The organism is Aquimarina muelleri DSM 19832, from assembly GCF_000430665.1.
Taxonomy (GTDB): Bacteria; Bacteroidota; Bacteroidia; order Flavobacteriales; family Flavobacteriaceae; genus Aquimarina; species Aquimarina muelleri.
Genome location: NZ_AUML01000047.1, coordinates 1 through 24366, shown reverse-complemented (window position 1 = coordinate 24366; position 24366 = coordinate 1). Strand labels below are relative to the sequence as shown.

23 protein-coding genes and 1 tRNA gene are annotated in these 24366 nt (G+C 30.2%); 12 read left to right on the top strand and 12 right to left on the bottom strand.

Features of this window, described 5'->3' with window-relative positions; all coding sequences use genetic code 11:
• The first annotated feature begins 50 nt into the window (after positions 1 to 50).
• From H527_RS0116585 to H527_RS0116555, 7 genes are all read left to right on the top strand, one after another.
• Complete coding sequence (locus H527_RS0116585) at positions 51 to 473, top strand: RidA family protein (RefSeq protein WP_027413731.1); 423 nt, start codon at positions 51 to 53, stop codon at positions 471 to 473.
• Positions 474 to 527: 54 nt separating this feature from the next.
• Complete coding sequence (locus H527_RS0116580) at positions 528 to 1295, top strand: IclR family transcriptional regulator (RefSeq protein WP_027413730.1); 768 nt, start codon at positions 528 to 530, stop codon at positions 1293 to 1295.
• A 15-nt stretch (positions 1296 to 1310) separates the two neighbouring features.
• Positions 1311 to 2753, top strand: a complete 1443-nt coding sequence (locus tag H527_RS0116575) for an aldehyde dehydrogenase (RefSeq protein WP_027413729.1) — start codon at positions 1311 to 1313, stop codon at positions 2751 to 2753.
• A 31-nt stretch (positions 2754 to 2784) separates the two neighbouring features.
• Positions 2785 to 3564: an SDR family oxidoreductase gene (locus tag H527_RS0116570; RefSeq protein ID WP_027413728.1), complete on the top strand. Its 780-nt coding sequence runs from the start codon at positions 2785 to 2787 to the stop codon at positions 3562 to 3564.
• A 104-nt stretch (positions 3565 to 3668) separates the two neighbouring features.
• Positions 3669 to 4193, top strand: coding sequence for a 3-hydroxyanthranilate 3,4-dioxygenase (locus H527_RS0116565; protein WP_027413727.1), 525 nt, complete (start codon positions 3669 to 3671; stop codon positions 4191 to 4193).
• A 122-nt stretch (positions 4194 to 4315) separates the two neighbouring features.
• Entirely contained in the window at positions 4316 to 5413 is a 1098-nt protein-coding gene (locus H527_RS0116560) for an amidohydrolase family protein (protein WP_027413726.1), read from the top strand.
• Positions 5414 to 5506: 93 nt separating this feature from the next.
• Entirely contained in the window at positions 5507 to 6148 is a 642-nt protein-coding gene (locus H527_RS0116555) for an O-methyltransferase (RefSeq protein ID WP_027413725.1), read from the top strand.
• Between the two features lie 74 nt (positions 6149 to 6222).
• Here H527_RS0116555 and H527_RS0116550 read toward each other — a convergent pair whose 3' ends face one another.
• From H527_RS0116550 to H527_RS0116520, 7 genes are all read right to left on the bottom strand, one after another.
• The gene (locus tag H527_RS0116550; protein ID WP_027413724.1) at positions 6223 to 7689 is read right to left on the bottom strand and encodes a S8 family peptidase; all 1467 of its coding nucleotides are present in this window, start codon (positions 7687 to 7689) and stop codon (positions 6223 to 6225) included.
• Positions 7690 to 8022: 333 nt separating this feature from the next.
• On the bottom strand, positions 8023 to 8316 hold the full coding sequence (locus H527_RS0116545; RefSeq protein ID WP_027413723.1) for a Sec-independent protein translocase subunit TatA/TatB: 294 nt from the start codon (positions 8314 to 8316) through the stop codon (positions 8023 to 8025).
• Between the two features lie 88 nt (positions 8317 to 8404).
• Positions 8405 to 10717, bottom strand: coding sequence for a M1 family metallopeptidase (locus H527_RS0116540; RefSeq protein ID WP_027413722.1), 2313 nt, complete (start codon positions 10715 to 10717; stop codon positions 8405 to 8407).
• 64 nt (positions 10718 to 10781) lie between these two features.
• On the bottom strand, positions 10782 to 11291 hold the full coding sequence (locus H527_RS0116535; protein WP_027413721.1) for a DUF6702 family protein: 510 nt from the start codon (positions 11289 to 11291) through the stop codon (positions 10782 to 10784).
• A 195-nt stretch (positions 11292 to 11486) separates the two neighbouring features.
• Complete coding sequence (locus H527_RS0116530; RefSeq protein ID WP_027413720.1) at positions 11487 to 12182, bottom strand: peptidase associated/transthyretin-like domain-containing protein; 696 nt, start codon at positions 12180 to 12182, stop codon at positions 11487 to 11489.
• Between the two features lie 180 nt (positions 12183 to 12362).
• The gene (locus tag H527_RS0116525) at positions 12363 to 13118 is read right to left on the bottom strand and encodes a peptidase associated/transthyretin-like domain-containing protein (RefSeq protein ID WP_027413719.1); all 756 of its coding nucleotides are present in this window, start codon (positions 13116 to 13118) and stop codon (positions 12363 to 12365) included.
• A gap of 113 nt (positions 13119 to 13231) precedes the next feature.
• Positions 13232 to 14029: a carboxypeptidase-like regulatory domain-containing protein gene (locus H527_RS0116520; RefSeq protein ID WP_051316833.1), complete on the bottom strand. Its 798-nt coding sequence runs from the start codon at positions 14027 to 14029 to the stop codon at positions 13232 to 13234.
• 102 nt (positions 14030 to 14131) lie between these two features.
• On the opposite strand from H527_RS0116520, the gene pepE reads away from it, so the two are divergent.
• Positions 14132 to 14839: a dipeptidase PepE gene (gene pepE / locus H527_RS0116515; protein ID WP_027413717.1), complete on the top strand. Its 708-nt coding sequence runs from the start codon at positions 14132 to 14134 to the stop codon at positions 14837 to 14839.
• 10 nt (positions 14840 to 14849) lie between these two features.
• Positions 14850 to 15764 carry a glutaminase gene (locus tag H527_RS0116510; protein WP_027413716.1) on the top strand — a complete coding sequence of 305 codons (915 nt, stop codon included), beginning with the start codon at positions 14850 to 14852 and terminating at the stop codon, positions 15762 to 15764.
• Between the two features lie 23 nt (positions 15765 to 15787).
• On the opposite strand, the gene H527_RS0116505 is transcribed toward H527_RS0116510, so the two are convergent.
• Together H527_RS0116505 and H527_RS0116500 are read right to left on the bottom strand one after the other, a co-directional pair.
• Positions 15788 to 17263, bottom strand: coding sequence for a hypothetical protein (locus tag H527_RS0116505; RefSeq protein WP_035088554.1), 1476 nt, complete (start codon positions 17261 to 17263; stop codon positions 15788 to 15790).
• A gap of 1 nt (position 17264) precedes the next feature.
• Positions 17265 to 18212, bottom strand: coding sequence for a glycosyltransferase family 2 protein (locus H527_RS0116500; RefSeq protein ID WP_027413714.1), 948 nt, complete (start codon positions 18210 to 18212; stop codon positions 17265 to 17267).
• 453 nt (positions 18213 to 18665) lie between these two features.
• On the opposite strand from H527_RS0116500, the gene H527_RS0116495 reads away from it, so the two are divergent.
• Entirely contained in the window at positions 18666 to 20630 is a 1965-nt protein-coding gene (locus H527_RS0116495; RefSeq protein WP_027413713.1) for a tetratricopeptide repeat protein, read from the top strand.
• Positions 20631 to 20644: 14 nt separating this feature from the next.
• Positions 20645 to 21745, top strand: coding sequence for a glycosyltransferase family 2 protein (locus tag H527_RS0116490; RefSeq protein ID WP_027413712.1), 1101 nt, complete (start codon positions 20645 to 20647; stop codon positions 21743 to 21745).
• A 17-nt stretch (positions 21746 to 21762) separates the two neighbouring features.
• Here H527_RS0116490 and H527_RS0116485 read toward each other — a convergent pair whose 3' ends face one another.
• The 3 genes from H527_RS0116485 to H527_RS0116475 form a co-directional block, all read right to left on the bottom strand.
• Positions 21763 to 22665, bottom strand: a complete 903-nt coding sequence (locus tag H527_RS0116485; RefSeq protein ID WP_027413711.1) for a lysylphosphatidylglycerol synthase transmembrane domain-containing protein — start codon at positions 22663 to 22665, stop codon at positions 21763 to 21765.
• Between the two features lie 54 nt (positions 22666 to 22719).
• Entirely contained in the window at positions 22720 to 23448 is a 729-nt protein-coding gene (locus H527_RS0116480; protein WP_211235742.1) for a class I SAM-dependent methyltransferase, read from the bottom strand.
• A 145-nt stretch (positions 23449 to 23593) separates the two neighbouring features.
• A tRNA-Gly gene (locus H527_RS0116475) sits at positions 23594 to 23666 on the bottom strand.
• Between the two features lie 272 nt (positions 23667 to 23938).
• On the opposite strand from H527_RS0116475, the gene H527_RS22430 reads away from it, so the two are divergent.
• Positions 23939 to 24366 (top strand): hypothetical protein (locus tag H527_RS22430; RefSeq protein WP_035088550.1); only part of this gene is annotated, 428 nt, incomplete at its 3' end.

Genomic DNA, 24366 nt, shown 5'->3' with positions numbered 1-24366 from the left:
CGATCATACCTTCTTAATCCTAATATCTCAAAACTCTATACTAATAAAGTATGAATAAAGGAAAATTAATACAAGGCAAAGCTACTCCAAGAGGAAAATTCCCTCATGTAAAACGAGTAGGAGATTTTATATATGTATCTGGCACAAGCTCTAGAAGACCAGATAACACTTTTGAAGGTGTAGAAGTAGATGAATTTGGAACCACAAATCTGGATATCAAAGCACAAACAAAAGCTGTTTTAGAAAATATTAATGATATTCTGAAAGAAGAAGGTGCTACTCTAAAAGATATTGTAGATGTAACTTCCTTTTTGGTCAATATGAATGATTTTGGAGGATACAATGAAGTATATGCAAAATACTTTGATTATGAAGGCCCCACCAGAACCACTGTGGCCGTACATCAATTACCTCACCCACACTTATTAATCGAAATTAAAGTGGTTGCATATGTAACACCTTCAAGGTTTTGAAAACCTAACACCTTCAAGGTTTTTGAAACCTTGAAGGTGTTACAATACATATATATGAACAACACCAATAACAAAAAAATCCTAAACACATCTATTGAAAAAGCTTTCAAAATTTTAGATTGCTTTTCTACGGATACGATAGAACTTGGAGTTACTGAAATTGCAAAAAAAATAGGCACTAATAAAAGTGCAGTATACAGGATGTTAGCCACTATGGAAACGTTAAATGTAATACAACAAAACCCAGAAAACGAAAAATACAGACTAGGACTTAAACTATTTGAATTAAGTCAAAAAGTAAGTATTCATAAAAATTTTATTTCAAAAGCCAGACCTTTTATGGAGGAGTTAGTAAAACGTGCAGGAGAAACTGCTCACCTTGCTATTTACAAAAACCGAAAGGTTTATTTTTTAGACAAAGTGGTAGGCAGACATGATTTACAAATCAACTCACAAATTGGAACAGAAAAACCCCTACATTGTACAGGACTAGGAAAAGTCATGTTAGCTTTTGCAGAACAGGATTATAAAAAAAATATCGAAAATATTCAACTGGAAACGATTACAGAAAATACAATCACAGATAAAAAAAAGTTGATTACAGAGATAGAAAATATAAAAAAAACTGGCTTTGCTTTAGATTTAGAAGAAAATGAAATAGGACTGGTATGTGTTGCCGTTCCTGTTTTTAGTACTAAAGGAAAATTTATAGCTGCTATAAGTACTTCTGGCCCTTCTGCAAGATTTAATAAAAATGAAATCAAAACGTATACAGGAGATTTAAAACAAACAGCAGAAGAATTAAAACATATTTTCAGTTAATAGACATATATAAAAATGGAAAAGATATTGAACTATATTAATGGCGAATTTAAAAATCCTATACAAAATCAATGGATAGATAATTATAACCCTTCTACTGGTGAGATATATAGTTTAATACCCAATTCATCTGCTGAAGATGTACAAACTGCCTATGAAGCCGCAGAAAAAGCTTTTTTAGATTGGTCCGAGACAACTTTACAACAACGTAGTGCTATTTTGACAAAAATAGCTTCTTTACTAACAGAAAGCTTAGAGCTCCTTGCCAAAGCTGAAACTATGGATAATGGCAAACCTTTAAGCTTATCTACTAGTGTGGATATACCCAGAGCATCTTCTAATTTTCAGTTTTTCGCTAATGCGATTACTCAATTTGCCAGCGAAGCACATGAGAGCGTTGGGCAAAACGCATTCAATTTTACCTTACGCCAACCTATAGGAGTGGTAGGGTGTATCTCCCCTTGGAATTTACCTTTATATCTTTTTACATGGAAAATTGCCCCTGCTCTTGCCGCAGGAAATACCGTAGTAGCAAAACCTAGTGAAATAACCCCAATGACAGCATATCTTTTAGGAGATATTTGCAATAAAGCTGGGTTACCAAAAGGGGTTCTAAATATAGTACATGGATTAGGTAAAACAACAGGACAAGCTATCGTAGAACACCCTAAAATCAAAGCAATTTCTTTTACAGGAGGAACAGCTACCGGAGCACATATTGCCAGAACAGCTGCTCCTATGTTTAAAAAATTATCTTTAGAATTAGGAGGCAAGAACCCCAATCTTATTTTTGCAGATTGCGATTATGACAAAATGCTAGAAACCACTCTAAAATCCTCCTTTTCTAATCAAGGACAAATATGCTTGTGTAGTTCGAGAATATATGTAGAAAGACCTATATACGAGAGATTCAAAACCGATTTTATTGCAAAAACAAGAAATCTTAAAATAGGATCTCCACTAGATAAAGAAACCAACATAGGAGCACTCGTTTCTAAAGCACATCTGGAAAAAGTTAAATCCTATATTGATATTGCAAAAGAAGAAGGCGGTACAATACTTTGTGGTGGTGATTATGTTACAGTAGAAAATCATAAAAATGGGTATTACTTACAACCAACGATTATAGAAGTTACTGATCCAAATTGCAGAGTAACGCAAGAAGAGATTTTTGGACCAGTAGTTACTATTATGCCTTTTGACACCGACGATGAAGCTTTATCTCTGGCAAATAACGTTCGTTATGGATTATCATGTACTATCTGGACAAATAATCTAAATCGAAGTATGCTATTATCTAAACGCATACAATCTGGTATCGTTTGGATAAACACCTGGATGATGCGTGATTTACGCACCCCTTTTGGTGGCATAAAAGACTCTGGTATTGGTAGAGAAGGTGGTTTTGAAGCACTACGATTTTTTACAGAACCTAAAAACATTTGTATACAATATTAAAAACAAAATATAAACTTTAGAAACATCTATAATGCATCTAGATTTAACTCATAAAAACGCACTAGTTTGCGGTAGTACACAAGGTATAGGAAAAGCTTCAGCTAAACAATTAGCAGAGCTAGGAGCTAATATTACCTTAGTAGCAAGAAATGAAGATAAGCTAAAAAAAACCTTAAAAGAATTAGCTACAGATAAAGGGCAACTGCACCATTATATTGTTGCAGATTTCCAAAACCCAGAGAACTTACAACAAAACATTTCTAAAACAAATAAAACATTTCACATCTTGGTAAATAATACCGGAGGACCAGCAGCAGGACCAGTATTTGATGCCTCTTTAGAAGAATTTGAAAGTGCTTTTACTCAACATTTAAAAAGCAATCATGTCTTAGTGCAAGCTGTAGTTCCTGGAATGAAAAAAGAAGGATTTGGAAGAATAATTAATATAATTTCTACTTCTGTAAAACAACCTTTAAACGGGTTAGGTGTATCCAATACTATACGTGGTGCAGTAGCAAACTGGTCGAAAACACTATCTAATGAATTAGCTGCATTTGGAATTACTGTAAATAATGTATTGCCTGGGGCAACAGCAACAGAAAGGCTAAATGAAATCATTAACAACAAGGCAGAAAAAACTGGAAAAACTATAGAAGAAGTTTCTAATGCTATGAAAAATGAAGTGCCTGCAAAACGATTTGCTAAACCAGAAGAGATAGCTAATGCTGTAGCATTTTTAGCATCACAGGCAGCATCTTACATCAATGGTATAAATCTACCAGTGGATGGAGGAAGAACAAAATCCTTATAGTTAACTATTTGTTATTACTAAATAAGGATTAAAATAATTAAATTTAATACAGAATACGCTTTACAAGCAAGAAAAAAATAATACATCTAAATCAAAACAAGCATATGAGTAATCTAGTTTCGCCACTAAACTTTAAAGCCTGGATAGATGAGCATCGTCATCTATTAAAACCACCTGTAGGTAATAAATGTGTATGGAAAGATGGTGATTTTATAGTAATGGTAGTTGGTGGACCAAACAATCGAAAAGACTATCATTATAATGAAACTCCAGAGTTTTTTTATCAGATCGAAGGAGATATGATTTTAAAAATAATGGATAAAGGAGAGCCAAAAGATGTACACATTAATGAAGGAGATATCTATTTATTACCTCCTAAGGTTCCGCATTCCCCTCAAAGAGGGGCTAATACGGTGGGATTGGTTATCGAATACCCGCGTCAGGAAAAAATGCTGGATGCTCTGGAATGGTATTGTGAAAACTGTAACACCCAATTGTATAGAGAAGAATTTGCATTAGATAATATAGAAACAGACATGCCAATTATTTTTGACAAATATTATAATGACAAAAAAAAATGTACTTGTCCTAATTGTGGAACAATAATGGAAGCTCCTAGCAAAAAATAATTGTTTACGCTATTTATTACAGACATAAAAATTACAATAAAGAACATAACAAACACCAAAGTACTAGAGAATACTATTTAATATTAATTGTATTTATCGACCATAGAAAAACAAACATACCCATGAAAAGAAAACTTCGAATAAACGGTCACTCACATCTACTACCATATCCAGAAGAGATTCCTAAATTCATGAAGGATAAAGAGATTTTTTGGGTAGATGATGAACGCAAATATATGTTACAAAAAGGATGGAAACGTCCTGTAACACATTCTAGTTTTTTCTTAGACGACAAACTAGAATGGATGGAGCACTTTAAAATCGATCATGCTGTTGTTTTAAATCTTTCACAATTATATGGCAATGGTTTACGCCTGGAAGAAATGAAACATGCTTTACGATTTCAGAATGATTTTAATGCTCGTATACAACAAGATCACCCAGATAAATTTACTTGCGGTTTTGTGGTACATCCTGGATTTATAAATGGAGCACTTTGGGAGATGGAGCGTTGTGTGGAAAAATTAGGGATGCGTGTATTATGCTTACCAACTCATTTTATGGATTCAATTGGGCAGTGGCGATGTATTTTTGACGAAGAAAACGATCCCATTTTTGAACTAGCTGATAAATACAAATTGGCAATAGAAGTACATCCATATGATGGGGATAAAATGATTAAATTAGAAAATGTCTCTTGGCGTTTTCATTTGGTATGGATGCTAGCACAATGTGGCGATGCTTATCATTTTTATACTCTTAACGGAATGCAAAGCCGATATCCAAATATAAGAACATGCTTTGCACATGGGGGACAGTTAGCACAAATGAACCTTGGTCGACGCATACAAGGTTTTGACGGAAGACCTGATTTATTTGAAGGAAAGCACCACCCAAGAAAAGCTGTAGGGCATCCGAACATATATTTTGATACTCTTGTACACGATACAGATTCGTTAAAACTAACTGTGGATCGACAAGGAAGCAAACAAGTTATCATGGGACTAGATGATCCATATCCTTTAGGCGAAATGGAAAGCTTACCTCAATCCTCTTACCCTGGTAAAATTTTAGATTTGGCACTGGATCGCAAAATAATAAATGAAAAAGAATATGATGATATATGGGAAGACAATGTTTTGCGTTGGTTATTTGGAGATAACCAAGATGCCAAACAAGATTTGACAGATAAAATCCTTGGTAAAGTAAAGGTGAAATAATCATCTTAATAAAAAAATATAATCTTAAAAAAAGAACCTCTATTAGAAATTAAAAAAATCATTCAAAAAAAAACTTTATAACAAAACTTAGCCATGCATTTTATTCCAGAAAAACTCGATGAATATGTAGTTAATCATAGCGAAAAAGAGCCTAACCTACTACAACAGCTTAATCGGGAAACAAATCAAAAAATTTTACAACCCCGTATGCTTAGTGGACACTATCAAGGTCGGGTTTTGAGTATTTTATCAAAACTTATACACCCAAAAAACATTCTTGAAATCGGTACATATACAGGATATTCAGCATTATGCTTGGCAGAGGGGTTACAAAAAAATGGAGAATTACATACTATTGATATTAATGAAGAGTTAGAAAGTTTTCAAAGAAAATATTTTGACCTTTCTGATCATGGAAAACAAATCTATCAACATATTGGGGACGCCTCTAAAATTATTCCTAATCTAGACTTAAAATTTGATTTAGTATTTATAGATGCTGACAAACCTAATTATCCGCTTTATTTTGATCTAGTCATCGATAAAATGAACTCTGGAGCTGTTATTTTATCAGACAATGTATTGTGGAATGGTAAAGTAATTGAACCTGTAGAAGAAGAAGATATTTCTACAAAAGCACTTTTAGAATACAACAAACTTTTAATAGAAGATAAAAGAATAGAAACTGTAGTACTTCCTATTCGAGATGGATTAACTATTAGTCGGGTGTTATAGTTCTAAAAAGAAACAAAAGTGGAGATCATATATCCGAATCTCCACTTTCAATTTCTTATATGTTTTTTTTTATTTTATTGTACTGCTTTTAATGCATTGATATTACCATAACCAAATTTGCTATTACGATTAGGATAAAACTCTCCTGACTTTTTTAATTTGTCTAACACTTGAGCCCTTGTCATACTTGGGTTACGTGCCCATACCAAAGCTGCTATTCCTGCAACAGTTGCTGTTGCAACAGAAGACCCTCCTACATAAGATTGTGTTCCTGTATTAAATCCTATTACGGGTACATGTTTATCACTTTGTGCTTTTTCCATTACAATAGTAAAATCTATTTTTGCTCCATAATGACAAATATCACATTCATTATACCCGTTATCTTTTATTCCTGTAACAGCTACTGTTTCAGACATGTTAGCTGGAAAAATAACTCCATACCAATTAGTAAATGAAGTTGAAGTTCCTCCTGCTGCAATTACCAATTTACCTTTTCCATGAGCGTATCGTACTGCATCCTTTACAATACCAATAGACCAAGGATATCCAATAGACATAGAGATGATTTTAACATCTGCTCTATTTCCTAATGCTTTTAGAGCATCACTAACACCTTTACGCTCATCATAGCTATTTAACACAACATCTTCAGTCCCTCTATAAGCTACTAAATTACAGTTATACGCTACTCCAACAGGCATAAAATCATCATTACGAGGTGATGCTATTGCTCCTGCCATAGAAGTACCATGACCACATTGGTCATTTGGCGAACTGGTATAAGTTCCAAAACGCTCTACTGTTCTTCCATTAGAGTCTCCATCATTAAAACCATTACCTAACAAATTCTGGCTTGCAGAAATCCCTGTATCTATTAAGCCTACAGTAATTCCTGTTCCTGTACTATAATTCCATGCTTGTGGCACTTTATGTATATCAAAATTCCAAGGCAATCTCGCGTTAGGAGATATTACTCTATAATCTCCACTGTTAATAGTCTGATTATTTTGACTACATCCTGCAGATTTTTGTTGATTAGAAGTGTCTTCTTCAAGATAAGATCCATAGCCTACTGGATCCAAATATCTTATTTTAGATGCTTTTTGTAATTCTACAATTGTTTTTAAACTATTTATCTGTACTTCAATAACATTAAGAACCTCATCTTCAGACACAAGTGAATTTGATTTACTTGCTCCTTCCACAGACTGTATGATTCTGTATATATTTTCTTTAGCGTTATTTAAACTAGAAGTTTTTTGTGTAGAAAAACTTTCTCCTTTCTCTCCATATCCTACACTTAAAACTTTTCCGCCGTGCATTACAGCACTCCACAAAACAACTGCGGGTGCTTTTGTCCAGTCCACATCATTGTTTTGTTTTAATTCAGTTTCAATATATCTATTTATTTCAGATATAGAAAGTAGTTTTTGAGTTTCAGAAAATTGAACTCCAGACTCTTCGGTTTCATTAAGGTTTTCTTTAGAGCAGGAAAATACAAGAGTTAGCCCCAAAGCAAGAATAATAATTTTTTTCATTTTAAAATAGGTTTTATGAGTTTTTTGTGTGAAAATCAAAAAAATAAAAAATTCGAAAAATAACGAATAATTATCATTTTTATGATCTGACAGCTAATATATCAAATTATATATAAACATTTTACAATAACACTATCATATAATCAGTAAAAAATCAAATATTATGCTTGCATAAGACTAAATTATTATATCAAAAAATGTCAAAACTCAGCATTGGTGGGAGGTATAATCCTGCTACTTTAAAACAAAAAAATAGTTCAAAAAAAAATATTTTTTTTTGAACTATTTTTTTGTTAAAAGGAAAATTGATTAAAAAATGAGATTCTCAAAAAATTAACGTTGACGTTTAATAGGTCCAGTAACTTTATCGATATCTTCTTTAACCTGATCTATTTCTTTTTTTATATCTGAAGTAATAGAGGAAGGGAGATTAGTATCAATACCATGCTTTTCTGCACTATTGGTGATCTCAGTTTTAATATCGTTTGTAGCATCTTTAATTATACGCATTCCTTTACCTAATCCTCTTGCTATTTCAGGAATTTTATCTGCACCAAATACCATTACTAATATAAAAACAATAAAAGCTATTTCGGTTCCACTAATAAATAAAGGTAGTACTGTCATAATGGTACAAATATAATTAATATTACGCAGAAAAAAGCCATCTCAAAGTTTTTCGAGATGGCTTTTTTATCTTAATAAGAACAATGCTTTATTGTCCTTTTACTTTATTTTTAAATTGTTCGAACTTTCCTAATTTATTTTGTTTAGGCCAACTATTATTAGACAAATCAATGTCTGCTGTTTCTTGTTTTGGGTCTACTATAATTTTAGTTATTGTTTTTTCAGATGCAATTGCCCTTTTAATTTCTTCATTATTCTTTCTCCAAATCTCTGCAGGATAGGTTATTGTTTCTGTAGTTCCATCTTCATAAACATATTCTACTATTAACGGCATTACTAATCCTCCTGGTTTTTCAAAAGTAATTTCATAGAAAAACTTTGGTTGTTTTAGATTTTTACGTTCTTCAGGAGAAAAATTATCCATTAAGTATTCTTTTAATGATGTAGCATCTTCAATAACACCTCCATTTGCTTTAATTCTATTATAATCATCACTTCCTTCTTCAACCATAAAAACTAAATCAGAAAAATTAGCAAATCTTAAACTTCTATCAGATGCTGCAAATTTTTGTGCTTTTAGCGTAGGGACTTTAGAAACCACATATTTCTTAACATCTTTTATCCCGATATCTGTATAATCTGTAGTGTAGAACCATCCTCTCCAGAACCAATCTAAATCTACCGCAGAAGCATCCTCCATAGTTCTAAAGAAATCCTCTGGTGTCGGGTGTTTAAACATCCATCTTTGAGAGTACGTTCTAAAAGAGTAATCAAAAAGATCTCTACCCATGATCGTTTCTCTTAAAATATTTAATCCAGTAGCTGGTTTAGCATAGGCATTTGGTCCAAACTGATGAATATTATTAGATTGAGACATTATTGGTGATAAAAAGCTTTGATCTCCGCCCATGTAAGGTACAATTTTGGCTGCAGGACCTCGTCTTGAAGGGTATTTTTTATCGCTTCCTAGTGCTTTTGGATACCATTCTCCAAAATCTTGTTCTGCCACGTATTGTACAAAAGTGTTAAGGCCTTCATCCATCCAAGTCCATTGACGTTCATCGCTATTAACAATCATTGGAAAGAAATTATGTCCAACTTCATGTATAATAACACTCATCATTCCATATTTTACACGGTCACTATATGTTCCGTCGGTATCTGGTCTTCCATAATTCCAACAAATCATAGGATATTCCATTCCTTGATTTTTTGCGTGTACCGAAATAGCTTTGTGATATGGATAATCAAAAGTCATTCTACTATAAGATTTTAAAGTACTCGCTACTACTTTTGTTGACCAGTCTTCCCATAAAGGATTTCCTTCTTTAGGGTACATAGATACAGCCATTATATTTTTACCTCCTATTTTTACAGCCATCATATCCCATATAAATCTCCGAGAAGTTGCAAAACCAAAATCTCTAACATTTTTGGCTTTTAATTTCCAAGTTTTTTTGGTTTCTGCAAATGTTTTTTCTTTTGCTACTGCTTCTTGTTGGGTTACAATAACGACTGGAGTATCATATGATTTTTTTGCTTTTTCATAACGGCTCATCATATCATTTGTAAATACGTCTTTTCTATTTACTAGCTCTCCTGTTCCATCTAGTATATGATCTGCTGGAACTGTTATATTTACCTCAAAGTCACCAAATGGTAATGCAAACTCTCCTCTACCCCAAAATTGATGATTTTGCCATCCTTCCACATCATTATATACAGCCATACGAGGGTAAAATTGAGCAATAACATATGCCCTGTTTCCATCTTCAAATTCTTCGTACCCAGATCTACCTCTACCATTAACATGATCATTAATATTATACCACCAGTCGATAGAAAACACAAACTTTTCGCCAGATTTTAGATCCTGAGGCATTTCTACACGCATCATAGTTCTATTAATAGTATGCTTAAGTGGTTTTCCATTACTATCCTTTACCGCAGTTATATTAAAACCTCCATCAAATGGCTCTGCTAGATATTTTGTTAGAAAACTGTCTGTCGTAGTAGCTGGTTCTACCCCTCCTCCATCTATCAATGGTGTTTTAGAATCCTTTGCTCGCATATTTTGATCTAATTGCACCCAAAGAAATTCTAAATTATCAGGGGAGTTATTGGTATATGTTATGGTTTCTTTTCCTGTAAGTTTTTTATTTTTGTCATCTAATTCGACATCCATCTTATAATCTGCTTGTTGCTGATAATATGCTGGACCAGGAGCTCCTGAGGCTGTTCTAAACATATTTGGAGTCGCAAACTCATCATACATTTGTTTAAACTTGTTCTGATTAGTGTGTCCTAATTCTCGAACTTTTTTAGCCTCTTCTTGATTTTGAGCATGTAAAATACCTGATATCAAAAAAGTCACTGAAAGGACTAAAAGTATTTTTTTCATTATAATAATTTTGAGTTAAATGTTACGAATTTGCAAAGTAGTTGTTTTTTAAAAGCTTAATAATTTATTTACTAAATTTTAACAACCCTATATTGTTTTCCTTCTCAAGGATAAGGCTTTTACGCTGATTTTCTTTTTTTACATGTATAATATTTTGTTGTTCTTCAAAAAGATCCATCAAAACTTCATTTGTGATTTCTATGGTTTTTAAGGAGGAAACATTTTCTATTTCTAAATAGCAAATCATAAGATCTTCTTCATATTCTTTACCGATAAAAACAAAATTTGCTTTTTTACCATTTACCATAAAAACCAGCTTTTGATTAAGATAAGTGGTTAAGTATTTATCTATTACTGAGTTTTTCTCTTTTTCATCAAAATCTATAGATAAACTATACCTTTCTTTTAAAAGATCTTCGATATCGTCTATAAAAATTCTGGATATTATTTGTAGAGTTTGTTGCTCTTTATTGTACTCTACTTGTGTTACACTTACATAAAACTTATGCAAAGTAGTAAAGGAGCTCAATGTAATAAGCATTACAAAAATAAAAGGCATTATATTTTTACGCATATATCAAATCTTACTAAATAGATGAAAATTACACAAAAAAAGTGCTTATTTCATTCTTTAAAACTTGTAAAAGGCTAAAAGTAATTAATTTTAAGATTATGATTCAAAAAATTATGCCAAACTTCGAATCATTAGAAATAAAGAGTTAAAATCTGTTCCTGTACTATTGAAATTTAATTATTTCCATAAATATACTCATTGTTTTTTCACTATAAATTCTTTTCGTTTATCCGAGAATATTTTTAATACAACATTGTGATTTTCTTTACTAAATTCATATTGAATGGCACTCGTCTGAATACATAATAATAAAAAATCATATATTTTCTCTTTGGGAAGGTTGTATACTGAGGATAAAAATTGTTTTCCATAAAAATTCTGGATAATCTCTAAACTATTATTTTCTTTATCTAATCCTCTTGTTTTTTTTAAGGTTTTATAATATCCAGATAGGTTTTTATAAGTTGCATCAATATCTAGTCGAAATCCCAAACTATAAAACATAATAGCTTTATGCATAGGTATAATTTCCTCCATCTGAATTCCCTCATAAACAGGTATTCCAACATCTTCAGGACTAAACAATTCTTCTGTCTTTATATCTTTAATATCTGCATTCAAATTACCTGATAGTTGTACCCCTACAATTACTTCATCTAATTCATTGAGGTTTTCTTTTAGCGTAAAATTAAATTCTTTATTGTCATATATATTTTTATTTACTACAATAACCTTTAAATCGTATTGAACAGATGAAATAACGAATACATCTCCAATAGTTGCTTCTATAAAGAACACTCCTTCTTTATCTGTAATAGTAAATAGATTGGCTGTTTTATTAATTATATGAACTCCTTCTGAACTATCATTTTCTACTATCCCTTTTATCATCTTTCTTTGGCAGAAAACCGTAAGAGAGAAGAAATAAAAAATTATAGTTAAGTATTTTTTCTGCAATTTATGGTTGTTAAAATTTATTATTAAAGACAAACTATATCCAATTATGTTGCCTATATGATTTTTCAAAGCTTTTTTTTTATAAATCAAACTTTAAATCATAATAAAAAGTAACTAATCTAACTCTTTATGCTTTTTGTAAGAAATTACTTTTTTTTGAAAAAATTCTACTAGCGTAAGTTTGTTCGAATTTTCTATACGGTTTTTAAAATAATCGTCTTTTGCGCAATAATACATAAAATCAGGTATTAAATTTTCTGGCAATTTTAGTTCGTTTATAAAAAAAGAGGGATCGAATGTTGTTTCTCCTTTTTGAACTATCTTGTTCAAATCGTCTATAGCTTTTATTTTTTTTAGCTTTTTCAGTTTACCGTTTAAGTAATTAATAGGCAGGTCTAATATCCCAGATCTTGCTGTATAAATTCTTCTTTGTGCTAGTGTTGGTTGTGGTTTATCACTAAATGGGAGTCCTAATATTTGGTTATCTACAAAAGGGCTTAAATCTAATGTTTTCAAATCCGCATCTAAATACCCTGACAACTCTACATTACTTACTTTTACTTGGTCTAACTGCTGTATTACTGGTGTTAGAACAACTGTAAATCCGTTTTCTAAAAATTGATTTTTGTGAACTATAATAGAACGTATCTGATATTGTACAGATGAAAAAACAATGGAATCCCCTGGGTTTGCTGGTATTTCAAAAAAACCATTTTCATCATTTGTTGTTCCTGTTTTTTTTGTAAAATTTACGATATTAATAGCATAACCTTGAAGAGAATCTGCTATAATCTTTCCTTTCAAAATTTCGGATTGCCCGTAAACAGATAATGATAATAGTATAAAAATAAATAATAAAAATTTTGTCATAAAAATTTTGTAAAAATAACCTTTCTTATCTCACAAAGGATAGTCTATTTTATTTCCAAAGACGATATATTTTTTATAAAATTACATAGAACTACATAAAAGGAGGAGAGAGATTACTTTTTTTGATATACTTTACTTTGATATGCTAAAAACTGTAACAAATCTAATTCTTTACCAGGTTTAAAATATTCTGCATTCAATCCATTATCTTCAGCAAAAAAAATAAAATCATTTATCTGATCGATATCTAATGCTAAATAGTCTTTAAAAAACTGATCGTTATACATATTTCTAACCTTAACATCTATATCTTTAGGATTCTTTTCTGTCTTAGCGTTACTTTTAGTGTTGTATACTAATCTAAAAAGATTAACAAAATTCAACCCATTAATCAATCCTTCTTCTGAAAATTTCGAAAAATCCTTACTATTAATATCCGATAAATTGTCTGGGATAAAATCATAATCCGCATCATTAATTCTTGAAGATGTTTCTTCTGCAACCTCTCCTATTCCACTTTTATTATATCCTATTTTCTTGACATCTACAGTTATATTACCTAACAAATCATAAGGGGTAACTACTACTTCGTCTAATTGATTTACGGATTCTTTAAGAAAAATATGCAACCTTTTATTATCTACTATTCCTTTATCTACCAGCACTATAAAGTGTTGGTATTGCATCGCAACCACTTCAATTCGATCATTAATCCCTGCACTAATTACGAATAACCCATTAGCATTTGTAATTGTTCCTTTATTAGTACTACGATTATAGACCACTACTCCTTCGGCATCATCTCCTATGGGTACACTAACTTTTCCGTTAACCAAAACTCTTGAGGTAATCTGGGCTGATACCGCAATGCATATAAAACAAATAAAAATAATAGATAATTTCAATTTCATAACAAACGAGGTTAAATTTATTCTTTAATATACTACATTTTTTTATTTTCACAGAAGATTTCAATAAAAGAAAACGTTAAACTACCTTTATAAAAAAATTACATGAAAAACTGTATAATTGCAAGTACATCCACTGTTCACGGAAGTGAGCCTTTAGCCTATCTACAAGAAGCTTTACTAGATTTATATTCTGATGTTGAAGAAATACTTTTTATTCCTTATGCTCGTCCAGGAGGAATATCACATGATGAATATACCCTAGGAATTAATAATATTTTTAAAAAAATAAACAAAAAAATAGTTAGTATCCACATGTTTTCTGACCCTATCGAAGCTTTAAAAAAAGCTAAAGGAATTTATACTGGAGGAGGAAATACATTCCTATTAGTAGATCAGCTATACAGAAATGGTATCATAGAGTCTCTAAAAGAACTGATAAATTCTGGAGTTCCATATCTAGGCACAAGTGCGGGAAGTAACATTTGCGGTTTAAACATGAAAACAACAAATGATATGCCAATTGTATATCCTCCTAATTTTAAAACATTAGGCATAGTTCCTTTTAATATAAATCCACACTATTTAGATCCTGATCCTACATCAACACATAAAGGTGAAACAAGAGAAACACGTATTAAAGAGTTTCACAATTTAAATTCACAACCTGTAGTAGGGTTAAGAGAGGGAAGTTGGTTAAGAGTTTATAAAGACGATATTGTACTTAGAGGAAATCTAACTGCTAGGATTTTTGAAAAGAACAAAGCTCCTTATGAATTACAAACTAATAGTTCTTTATCTGAACTAAATTAAAAGTTCTTATATGAATTATCAAAAGATAATCACCTCTATACAAAATCAACTTTCTTCTATACAGTATACAGGAAAAGTGGCTTCTTACATTCCTGAATTAGAAACAATAAAAGCTACTAAATTCGGGATGCATTTACACTGTATTAATTCTGGGCATTACCATTTTGGAGATAACACAGAGAAGTTTTCTATACAAAGTATATCTAAAGTTTTTGCCCTTACTAAAGCAATGTTACTGTTAGGAGATGAATTATTTGAAAGAGTAGATGTAGAGCCATCTGGAGATCCTTTTAATTCTTTAGTACAATTAGAATATGAGAGTGGAATCCCTAGAAATCCCTTTATCAATGCTGGTGCTTTGGTTGTGTGTGATGTTTTAGTCTCTAAATTAGAAAATCCTAAAAATGATCTTCTTGATTTTATACAAAAACTTGCAGATAATAAAAATATAGCAATAAACCGTAAAGTTTTTGACTCTGAAAAAAAACATAGTTACCGTAATATGTCTTTATTAAACTTAATGAAATCTTTTGGTAATATTAAAAATGATATTGATATTGTTTTAGACCTATACATTCATTTATGTTCTATAGAAATGTCTTGTGAAGAGTTATCCAAAGCATTTATGGTATACGCCAATGGAGGCAAATTATTATACAATCAAGAACAAATAATACCTTCAAGAAAAGTAAAACGTATCAATGCTATTATGCTAACTTGTGGTTTTTATGATGAGGCTGGTGAGTTTGGCTTTAGAGTTGGACTCCCTGGAAAAAGTGGAGTTGGCGGAGGAATTGTAGCTTTATATCCTGGACAATACACCGTTACTGTATGGAGCCCTCCTTTAAATCCTAAAGGAAACTCTGAATTAGGAATGTATTCCTTAGAACAGTTAACTACTTTAACAGGTCTTTCTATTTTTTAAAACTGAATAATAAATATAATATTCTATTTAGAACTATTTGACTCTTTTAAATTATTATTATAATATTCATAAATCAGTCCAAAAATAATTACTAAGACAAAATACAGGAAAAGCGAATTATACGTGGTTCCTTTGCCTGAATGAATAAGAATTGAGGTAGCTGACAAAGGAAGAGAAATTACAATAAGACTAATAAAATTCCACCTCTTTCTTTTGAACAAAAAGTATAGCAAAGGTATCAACAACCAACCTAAATAAGGAACTGGTATTGTTGTTGTTAATGTCTTAAATATTCTTTTTATTACAATAGTAACAAACCACAATGGATCATTTTTTATATCACCGATTACTTTATCTTTAATAACTTTTTCGTAGTTTGAAAGTTCTTCTGGTTTTTTATAATATAATTTAGACGTATCATAATAATCATCTGTTATATATTTTCCAGAATAGTTAATTTGCATTCCATAGTCTTTTTTCAAAATCGGAATTGCATATTGATACGCTATAACATCATACCATTCATACCCATATTTGGTATCAAAATCTCCTAATCCACAAAAGATGGGATGCCATAAATTATGGCCACTTAACCTTGGTCCGTTATAAATATGGCCATTATTATTACCAACAAGATGCATTGTTTTTTCAAATTTTAAACTAAAGTAATCTCTAATAACGGTCTTACTTGCATTAAAAAAGAAAATAGCAATAAAAATAAAAATGATTTTTGTTCTTATTTTAATTTTTGTTGCTAATGTATAAAGTAACAGTAATGAAACAATAACTACTGAAATTTCATTCCTAAACTCACTAAAAAAACCTATTAAAAGCCCTGAAAAAATAGCCAAAACCCCATATTTAAAAGAATTAACTCTAGAAAATAACAGTGGTATATTAAGCCCTAATATTATAAAAAAGCATGAAGCTAATAATCCGAAGATGTTTTCATGACAATACACCTCATAAATAAAAAAGGGAGTACAATTGATTAATAATAATAATAAAAACCCAAATAGTGGTTTTCTTACCTTCCAAAACCCAAAAAACAATGTAAAAAGACTAATTGTAAATATAATACTATTAAATAATTTAATGGAAGGGTTTTCTGGAGAACCTTTCATGTAAGCATTAGGCATATATGCAAAAACCCTCGCAGACTCTCCTAGCCTGGACCAATGCATATACTCCATTATTAAATCTTCTCCTCTTTGATCTATTTCTTTTTCCGCTCCTTTTTTAGAGTACTCTAAATTGGTATTTAATGTAGCTAAAGGATAATGACCCAGATAATAAAAAAAATACGCAAATCGATATGCTTTATCATGAGAAAATCCAGCAGCATCTTTACGAGCTTGAATTTCTGGAATTTTCTTATACTCTGTTTTAACATATAAAAATGTATTAAAAAACAATACAGAAAGTAAAATAACTAGTAGTCCTTTTTTACTTTTTAAAAATAACTCATAACGATTCATAGCCTCAATAAACTGCCTCATCTTAATCGTTTTTTTGTTTTATTATATAGATAGGTCGTCTACGCATTTCTTGTATAAGCTTTTCAAAATAGAGAGATAAAACCGATAATGTTATAAATAAAATAGAAAAAGATGCTGACATAAAAATAATTATAGTTGTGTATCCTGAAGGTCCTTTTGATATATAAAAGTAAGTATAAAAAGTATATATTATCATACCTATTGTAAACAGAACAAAAAATACAGATAAAAATATACTTATTCTTAAAGGCTTATTAGAAAATGAAAAAATGGCATTAAAGGCAAGTTTTACAAGACTTAGGTAAGAGTAACTACTCTCCCCATATTGCCTGGAAGGAGCATTAAACAAAAGAGTCTTTTTTGAAAATCCTAAAGATTGAATAAAACCTCTTATAAATCTATTTTGATCTCTAAAATTGTCCCCTAAAACTTGTTTTATTTGCCTTGAAATTAAGAAAAAATCTGTTGAGTTTTCTTCAAAACGAATGGTGGATAAAAAATTTATAATCTTATAAAAAAGCTTAGAAAATTTCTTTTTAAAATAGCCATTATCATTACGGGATACTCGCTGCATCAAAACAATATCAAAACCATCTACATAAGCTTTAATCATTTTAGGGATTTCTTTAGGAGGATGTTGCCCATCAGAATCTATACATATAACGGCATCACCAGTAGAATTATCTATCCCTGCAATCATAGCAGATTCATGTCCGAAATTTTTAGAAAACTCTATAGAAACGTGCTTTATATTCTCTACAAAATCTTTTTCTCTGATTTTATCAATTAATACTTGTGTCCCATCAGTGCTTCCATCATTGACCCATATGACTTCAAAAAAAAAGCCGTTTTCTTTAAGTAATATTTCTTTTAATAAACCCCAAAAATGATCTACTCCATCTACTTCATTAAACAAAGAAACTATTATCGAAATATGTGTTTTTTTCATCTTTAAAACAACCTTTTATTAGTAAAAGCATTGTAGAATATTATATAATCCATAAAAACTTAAAATCATTAAATAATTTTAAAATGAATTAAAAAACCTCTACAACATAACAACCTTTACATAAAAGTTGTTTTTTAGGAAAAATAATTTTACCACTTTTAGACAAAGAGATTCTCAAATATAATATAATTCATTTTTTTGTTTACTCTAACGATCGTAATAGTTTATAAAATATTTTTTGCTATTACATTATTTAAAAATCACTAAATTAGTTTCGTCCTTTATAAAACAAGCAAAAAATTATATTTTAAAAATACAAAGACAACTTAAAACTACTATATTTAATCCCAACTCTTCTTTTTATTAAAAAGGATTGTAATATTTTTTAGAAGGTATATATTATTTCTTAAGATAATTTACTTTTGTTAAAGTGCAAAAAATTATAAATAGCAAATGTTTAAAAATTTCACCCCAAGAAGAATTGAATTCATAATTTTAGCAACAATACTTTTTGTTACTCTATTGGTTTATCTCAATCACTTTGATAATCCTTTTTTCTTCGATGACACCCATACTATTTCTGAAAATGAATCTATAAGAAGTTTAAAAAATTGGACAGATTTTTTTACTAATGCAGACACTTTTAGTTCTCTTCCTTCAAATAGAGCATATCGCCCAATGGTTACTTTTCAAAATGCAATAGACTATTATTTTGCAGGAGGATTAAATCCAAAATATTTTCACTATCACATTTTTTTCTGGTTTTTAGTTTTAATAATACTATTTTTTCATTTATCAAAACACATTTACATACAATCTGACTCAAAAAATAAATTAATCGGCACCACTGCTCTTTTTGCAACAGCATGGTTTGCTCTCCATACTACTAATGCAGAAACCATTAATTATATATGCGCCAGATCAGATTCCTTTTCGACTCTATGTATAGTAGTTTCTTTAATATTATACATCCATCCTTTTGGTAGAAAATGGTACCTTTATATACCTACAATGATAATAGGAATTTGGACAAAACAAACTGGAGTAATGTTTTTTCCTATTCTTTTCATATACGTTCTTCTTTTTGAAGAATATGATTTAATTACTGATTTTAAAAAAGATACAAAGTTCAAAATAATCAAAATATTTAAAAAAGTATTCCCCGCAGGAATTATTGCAGTTATGCTTTTTTTATTCAATCAATATTACTTAACTCCTAAATCCACAGATTCTACTAATTTTTTGGTAACAAAATTTGAATACATTAGTACGCAATTTTATGTTATTATACATTACTTGGGTAATTTTATACTACCTATAAATCTAAGTGCTGATCCAGACATAGCAATTATCAAACCTTGGTATGATATTAGAATACTATTTGGGTTTCTCATTATAATAGGATTACTTTTTATAATGTTCAAAACTGCTCTTATAAAAAAAACGAGACCAATAGCATTTGGAATTGCATGGTTTTTCATAGCCCTATTACCAACTACATTAAATCCGTTATTTCAAATTGCAAATGATCATAGAATGTTTTTTCCTTTTGTAGGCCTTTTTATTGCCGTTCCTTGGGGAATTTTAGTTATTCTGGAAAAATACAACCTTCTACAAAAAAGCAAAAACTCTTTAAAAATAGCAACACTATTCATCATTATCATCAGTGCATATTCTTTTGGAACAGTTCAAAGAAATAAAGTATGGAACTCTTCAGATTCCTTATGGCTAGATGTCGTTGTTAAAAGCCCTAAAAACGGAAGAGGTCTTATGAATTATGGTTTAACCCATATGGCAAAAGGAAATTATGAGGTTGCTCTCGAATATTTTAACAGAGCTCTTGAGTATACTCCTAATTATTACACTTTATATATCAACCTTGCTATCCTTAATGACGGAATGAACAATCATACAAAAGCAGTTGAGCATTTTAAAGCTGCTTTATCATTAAACTCATTATCCCCAGCACCAGAGTTTTATTACGCAAGATATTTAATAGATCGGCAAAAATTCAGTGAAGCTGAAATCTATTTGAAAAAAGCTATTCAAAAAAGTCCAAATCACACAAAATCCAAAGAGTTACTGAATCTTATTTCTGGTAATTTAAAAACCGCAGAAGAAGAAATAGAAGAACTAACAGATTTGATTAAAAAAAACCCGTCTCCAGATTTGTACTTAGACCTCAGTTTTACATATTATAAAAACAAAAAATTTAAAATGTCTATTGCTGCTTGTGAAGAATTACTGAAATTAGATCCAAATAATGCTGATGCATATAACAATATGTGTGCTGCTTATAATCAATTAAAAGAATGGAAACGTGGTGCAGAAGCCTGTGAAAAAGCTATTAAAATCAACCCTGATTTTCAGTTAGCCAAAAATAATCTAAAATGGGCAAAAGACAATATTAATAACTAAAAGACCAACCCCAAATGCTTAACAATAAAACAATAGCAGTAGTAGTCCCCTGTTATAACGAAGCTAAACAAATAAAAATAGTTTTGGATAGTATGCCAGATTTTGTTGACAGAATAATTATTGTTGACGATGCATCTATAGACGACACTGCTGGTGTTGTTATGAAGAATCTTAAAGAAAATAACTCTCCTCTTTCTATAACATCTAATATTACAAAAGAAATTGTTCCTAACCTATACAATCGTGCAGATATAGAAGTGAAACAAAAAAGTATTGATGAAATCAAAAAATTTACTCCAATTGAAATTCTTAATACAAACCCAGAAAATGAAAAAACAATAGTCATTAAGCATTTAGTTAATGGAGGTGTTGGTGCAGCTATCGCTACTGGTTACAAATGGTGTAAAGATCATGATATTGATTGTACAGCAGTAATGGCAGGTGATGGTCAAATGGATCCAGATGAACTAGAATCTATATGTAACCCCGTAATACAAGAAGGAATAGACTATGTAAAAGGAAATAGATTAATCCACAAAAGCGCATGGGTTATAATTCCCAGAGTTCGATTTTTAGGAAACTCTATATTAAGTATACTTACTAAAATTGCATCCGGCTATTGGGGAGTTTCAGACACACAAAGTGGATATACCGCAATATCAAATAATGCTCTAAACTCTGTTCCTCTTTATGATATATACAAGAGATATGGTATGCCTAATGATTTATTAGTAAAACTTAATATAGCTTTTTGCACTATTCGAGAAGTAAAGATTAAACCCATATATGGTGTAGGAGAAAAATCCAAATTAAATATAATAAAAGTATCTTTACCCATTCTTCTTCTACTTATTCGCTCCTTTTTTAAACGCTTACAAACAAAATACTTATATAGGAGTTTTCATCCATTATACCTTTTATATTGGACTTCATTTATCATAGCAACAATAAACATATATTTCTTTTACCAATTAGTAGTTAATTTCATTAATCCAGATTCTAAAACACCTACAGATTATTTAATCATATTCATCTTCCTTACTATTTCAGGATTTCAATCCTTTCTTTTTGCAATGTGGATGGATATACAAGACAATGAAAGATTATCCAAATAAATTAATATCTCTTTTCATTATTTTAAATTTTTTAACTGATTAAGGTCAATAGGAGAAAGATAGAACCATATTGCTCCAGGAACAAAAGAAATGATTTGCAATAAAAAAACAATCAAAGATAAAGCTATTGCGTCTTGAGAAGGAAGGTCATACATCTGAAAAATAACCACTAACGATGTTTCTCTAACTCCTATACCTAGAATTGTAATCGGTAATAAGGTCAATACACCTAACACAAAAGTACCAAGAAATAACCCTATATGATTAATAGGTATATTCATTCCCCATGCTAAATAATTAAAAACCCCATAAATTAATATCACACTAAGAGTAGTAAGCACAATGGCTATCCAAAAACTCCCTGTTTTAAGATTATGAGAATTAAAAACCTCCCACCAAGGAATTACTATTTTTTTAATTTTCTTGCGAAGTAAAACAAAAAGAAGAATTCCAAATATCAAAACAGCAACCCATATACCTAAAGACCAATAATTATCATTCCATTTTATAATATCAAAGTTTAACTGATAATAAAAAAGAGCTATAACACTAAAAAAGAGCAAACAAATTAAATCAAAAACACGATCCATTATAAGACTAGACCATCCAATTTTTGGATTAGGTATTTGATCTTTAATATAAAACAACCTGCCAAAATCTCCTAATTTACCAGGAGTAATATTAGCTAGAAAAATCCCAATAAAAAACACTTTAAATGCTTGACTTCCTTTTAAAGGGATTCCATAAGAATTAGATACAATCTTCCACCTAAGGCTTTTTAAGTAAAACGCTATCCAAAAAGCAAAAAGTGATATAACTAGATAAATAAGAGGAGTTTTTTTTATTGAATCAATAGTTTCTCTCCATCCAACTTTATAAAGTAAAAGACACAAAAGAATAATTCCTAAAAATTTTATCAAAAAACTAAATCGTTTCAAAATAGAAAACAAATAAAATTAAACACCACTCTAATATTATTCAGATAACTTTACATCTTGTTTCTCTCTTTCCATATCCCCAATAAAAACTAAATCTCCATGAATTTTTTCACAAGTATAAAATTTCATTTTCATTTCTTGTTCCAACATCCATTTATAAGGAAAGAATCTTACATGTTCATCCAAAGTATAATAATATGCTCTTTGACAAGGAACCACAACACATAATTTGTGTTTTGTTATACGCTTTAATTCTTTTACTGCTTTTTCGAAATCCAATACATGTTCCAAGGTATGTGTAGCCATAACAACATCAAAAGAATCATCTTTAAAAGGTAAATTTTCAATATTAGCCTGATAGTAATCGCTATGTTCAAAACTTTTTCCATCTATAATATCACACCCTGTTGTTTTAAAACCTTTTTTAGTAGCATAATCAAGTAAAAATCCGTTACCGCAACCCACATCTAAAAGAGTATGGTTATCACATACAATATTATCAAAGACATAATTAATACATTGGCTAGACATATCCGTTACTCTACTATTAGAAAATCGCGTATTCCTATTCGAATAAAAATCTGAAAATTCTTTATCCGTCCATTTAAAAATAACAGATTTCAGATTCATTATTGTTTTAATATCTTTTCCTCTATAAGCATAGTAATAAAAAAGATACATAAAAAACTTAGAATCTCTAATTGCAGGAGGCAACCATTCATCCATGAAATATCTTATAATATTCGTAAAATTTCTACTATTCATTTTTAATTAAATTTTATCAAAACCTATTTTTAAATAATGGATAATAACGAATATACATATTACAAGTTAATCCCTTATGTAAATAGAAAAAAAACAGCAATTATAAAAAAAGAGGTCTTATTTATTAAAATAAGACCTCTTTTAGAGCGGGAGACCAGGTTCGAACTGGCGACATTCAGCTTGGAAGGCTGACGCTCTACCAACTGAGCTACTCCCGCTTTTACTGATGCAAATGTATTTATATTTTTCACATTAAAAAAAGAAAAGTTATTTTTTTTTAATGTGAAAAATATTTTAAAGAAAATCGTCTTTTGTCGTTAAAAATTGTTTTTTATCGAAATTGTTATATCTTTGTTAAGATAATTATGTTTTAACACTTTAACATTTTATATTTATCTTGTTATACTCAACAAATAGTTTTTTAAACTAAACTAAATGTTATAGTTATACCATAATTACAATAAGTTTTACCCCAAAACAAAACATAAATATGAAGATAAAATTACCACTTCTATTCTTATTTTTATCTTTTTTGTATACGCAAGCACAGGTTAAGATTGGTGACGATCCCAATCAAATACATCCTTTTTCTGTTCTTGAATTAGAAAGCATTGATAAAACATTCGTACTTACTAGAGTTACTACTACTCAAATGAATGCTATTACTCCTCTAAATGGAGCTTTAATCTATAATGTAGATGACAACTGTGTTTTTCAATATAATAATAACAGCTGGAGTAGTTTATGCAATAGCAGCGACAATCAACAACTATCCTTTAATCCTGTTACAAATATTTTAAGCCTTGAAGACGGTGGATCTGTAGATTTATCCTCTTTATTAACCTCAGGCCCTAGAGGTCCAACAGGTGCAACGGGTAGAACTGGATTTACAGGTCGTACAGGATTCACTGGCGCAAC

Excerpts from the sequence above, each read along its gene's own strand:
- H527_RS0116510 (WP_027413716.1), top strand. The coding sequence starts at position 14,850 with ATGAATTATCAAAAGATAATCACCTCTATACAAAATCAACTTTCTTCT.
- H527_RS0116570 (WP_027413728.1), top strand. The coding sequence starts at position 2,785 with ATGCATCTAGATTTAACTCATAAAAACGCACTAGTTTGCGGTAGTACA.
- H527_RS0116480 (WP_211235742.1), bottom strand. The coding sequence starts at position 23,448 with ATGAATAGTAGAAATTTTACGAATATTATAAGATATTTCATGGATGAA.
- H527_RS0116530 (WP_027413720.1), bottom strand. The coding sequence starts at position 12,182 with ATGATAAAAGGGATAGTAGAAAATGATAGTTCAGAAGGAGTTCATATA.
- pepE (WP_027413717.1), top strand. The coding sequence starts at position 14,132 with ATGAAAAACTGTATAATTGCAAGTACATCCACTGTTCACGGAAGTGAG.
- H527_RS0116560 (WP_027413726.1), top strand. The coding sequence starts at position 4,316 with ATGAAAAGAAAACTTCGAATAAACGGTCACTCACATCTACTACCATAT.
- H527_RS0116495 (WP_027413713.1), top strand. The coding sequence starts at position 18,666 with ATGTTTAAAAATTTCACCCCAAGAAGAATTGAATTCATAATTTTAGCA.
- H527_RS0116575 (WP_027413729.1), top strand. The coding sequence starts at position 1,311 with ATGGAAAAGATATTGAACTATATTAATGGCGAATTTAAAAATCCTATA.
- H527_RS0116550 (WP_027413724.1), bottom strand. The coding sequence starts at position 7,689 with ATGAAAAAAATTATTATTCTTGCTTTGGGGCTAACTCTTGTATTTTCC.
- H527_RS0116540 (WP_027413722.1), bottom strand. The coding sequence starts at position 10,717 with ATGAAAAAAATACTTTTAGTCCTTTCAGTGACTTTTTTGATATCAGGT.
- H527_RS0116500 (WP_027413714.1), bottom strand. The coding sequence starts at position 18,212 with ATGAAAAAAACACATATTTCGATAATAGTTTCTTTGTTTAATGAAGTA.
- H527_RS0116585 (WP_027413731.1), top strand. The coding sequence starts at position 51 with ATGAATAAAGGAAAATTAATACAAGGCAAAGCTACTCCAAGAGGAAAA.
- H527_RS0116490 (WP_027413712.1), top strand. The coding sequence starts at position 20,645 with ATGCTTAACAATAAAACAATAGCAGTAGTAGTCCCCTGTTATAACGAA.
- H527_RS0116555 (WP_027413725.1), top strand. The coding sequence starts at position 5,507 with ATGCATTTTATTCCAGAAAAACTCGATGAATATGTAGTTAATCATAGC.
- H527_RS0116545 (WP_027413723.1), bottom strand. The coding sequence starts at position 8,316 with ATGACAGTACTACCTTTATTTATTAGTGGAACCGAAATAGCTTTTATT.
- H527_RS0116535 (WP_027413721.1), bottom strand. The coding sequence starts at position 11,291 with ATGCGTAAAAATATAATGCCTTTTATTTTTGTAATGCTTATTACATTG.
- H527_RS0116525 (WP_027413719.1), bottom strand. The coding sequence starts at position 13,118 with ATGACAAAATTTTTATTATTTATTTTTATACTATTATCATTATCTGTT.
- H527_RS0116505 (WP_035088554.1), bottom strand. The coding sequence starts at position 17,263 with ATGAGGCAGTTTATTGAGGCTATGAATCGTTATGAGTTATTTTTAAAA.
- H527_RS0116520 (WP_051316833.1), bottom strand. The coding sequence starts at position 14,029 with ATGAAATTGAAATTATCTATTATTTTTATTTGTTTTATATGCATTGCG.
- H527_RS0116580 (WP_027413730.1), top strand. The coding sequence starts at position 528 with ATGAACAACACCAATAACAAAAAAATCCTAAACACATCTATTGAAAAA.
- H527_RS0116565 (WP_027413727.1), top strand. The coding sequence starts at position 3,669 with ATGAGTAATCTAGTTTCGCCACTAAACTTTAAAGCCTGGATAGATGAG.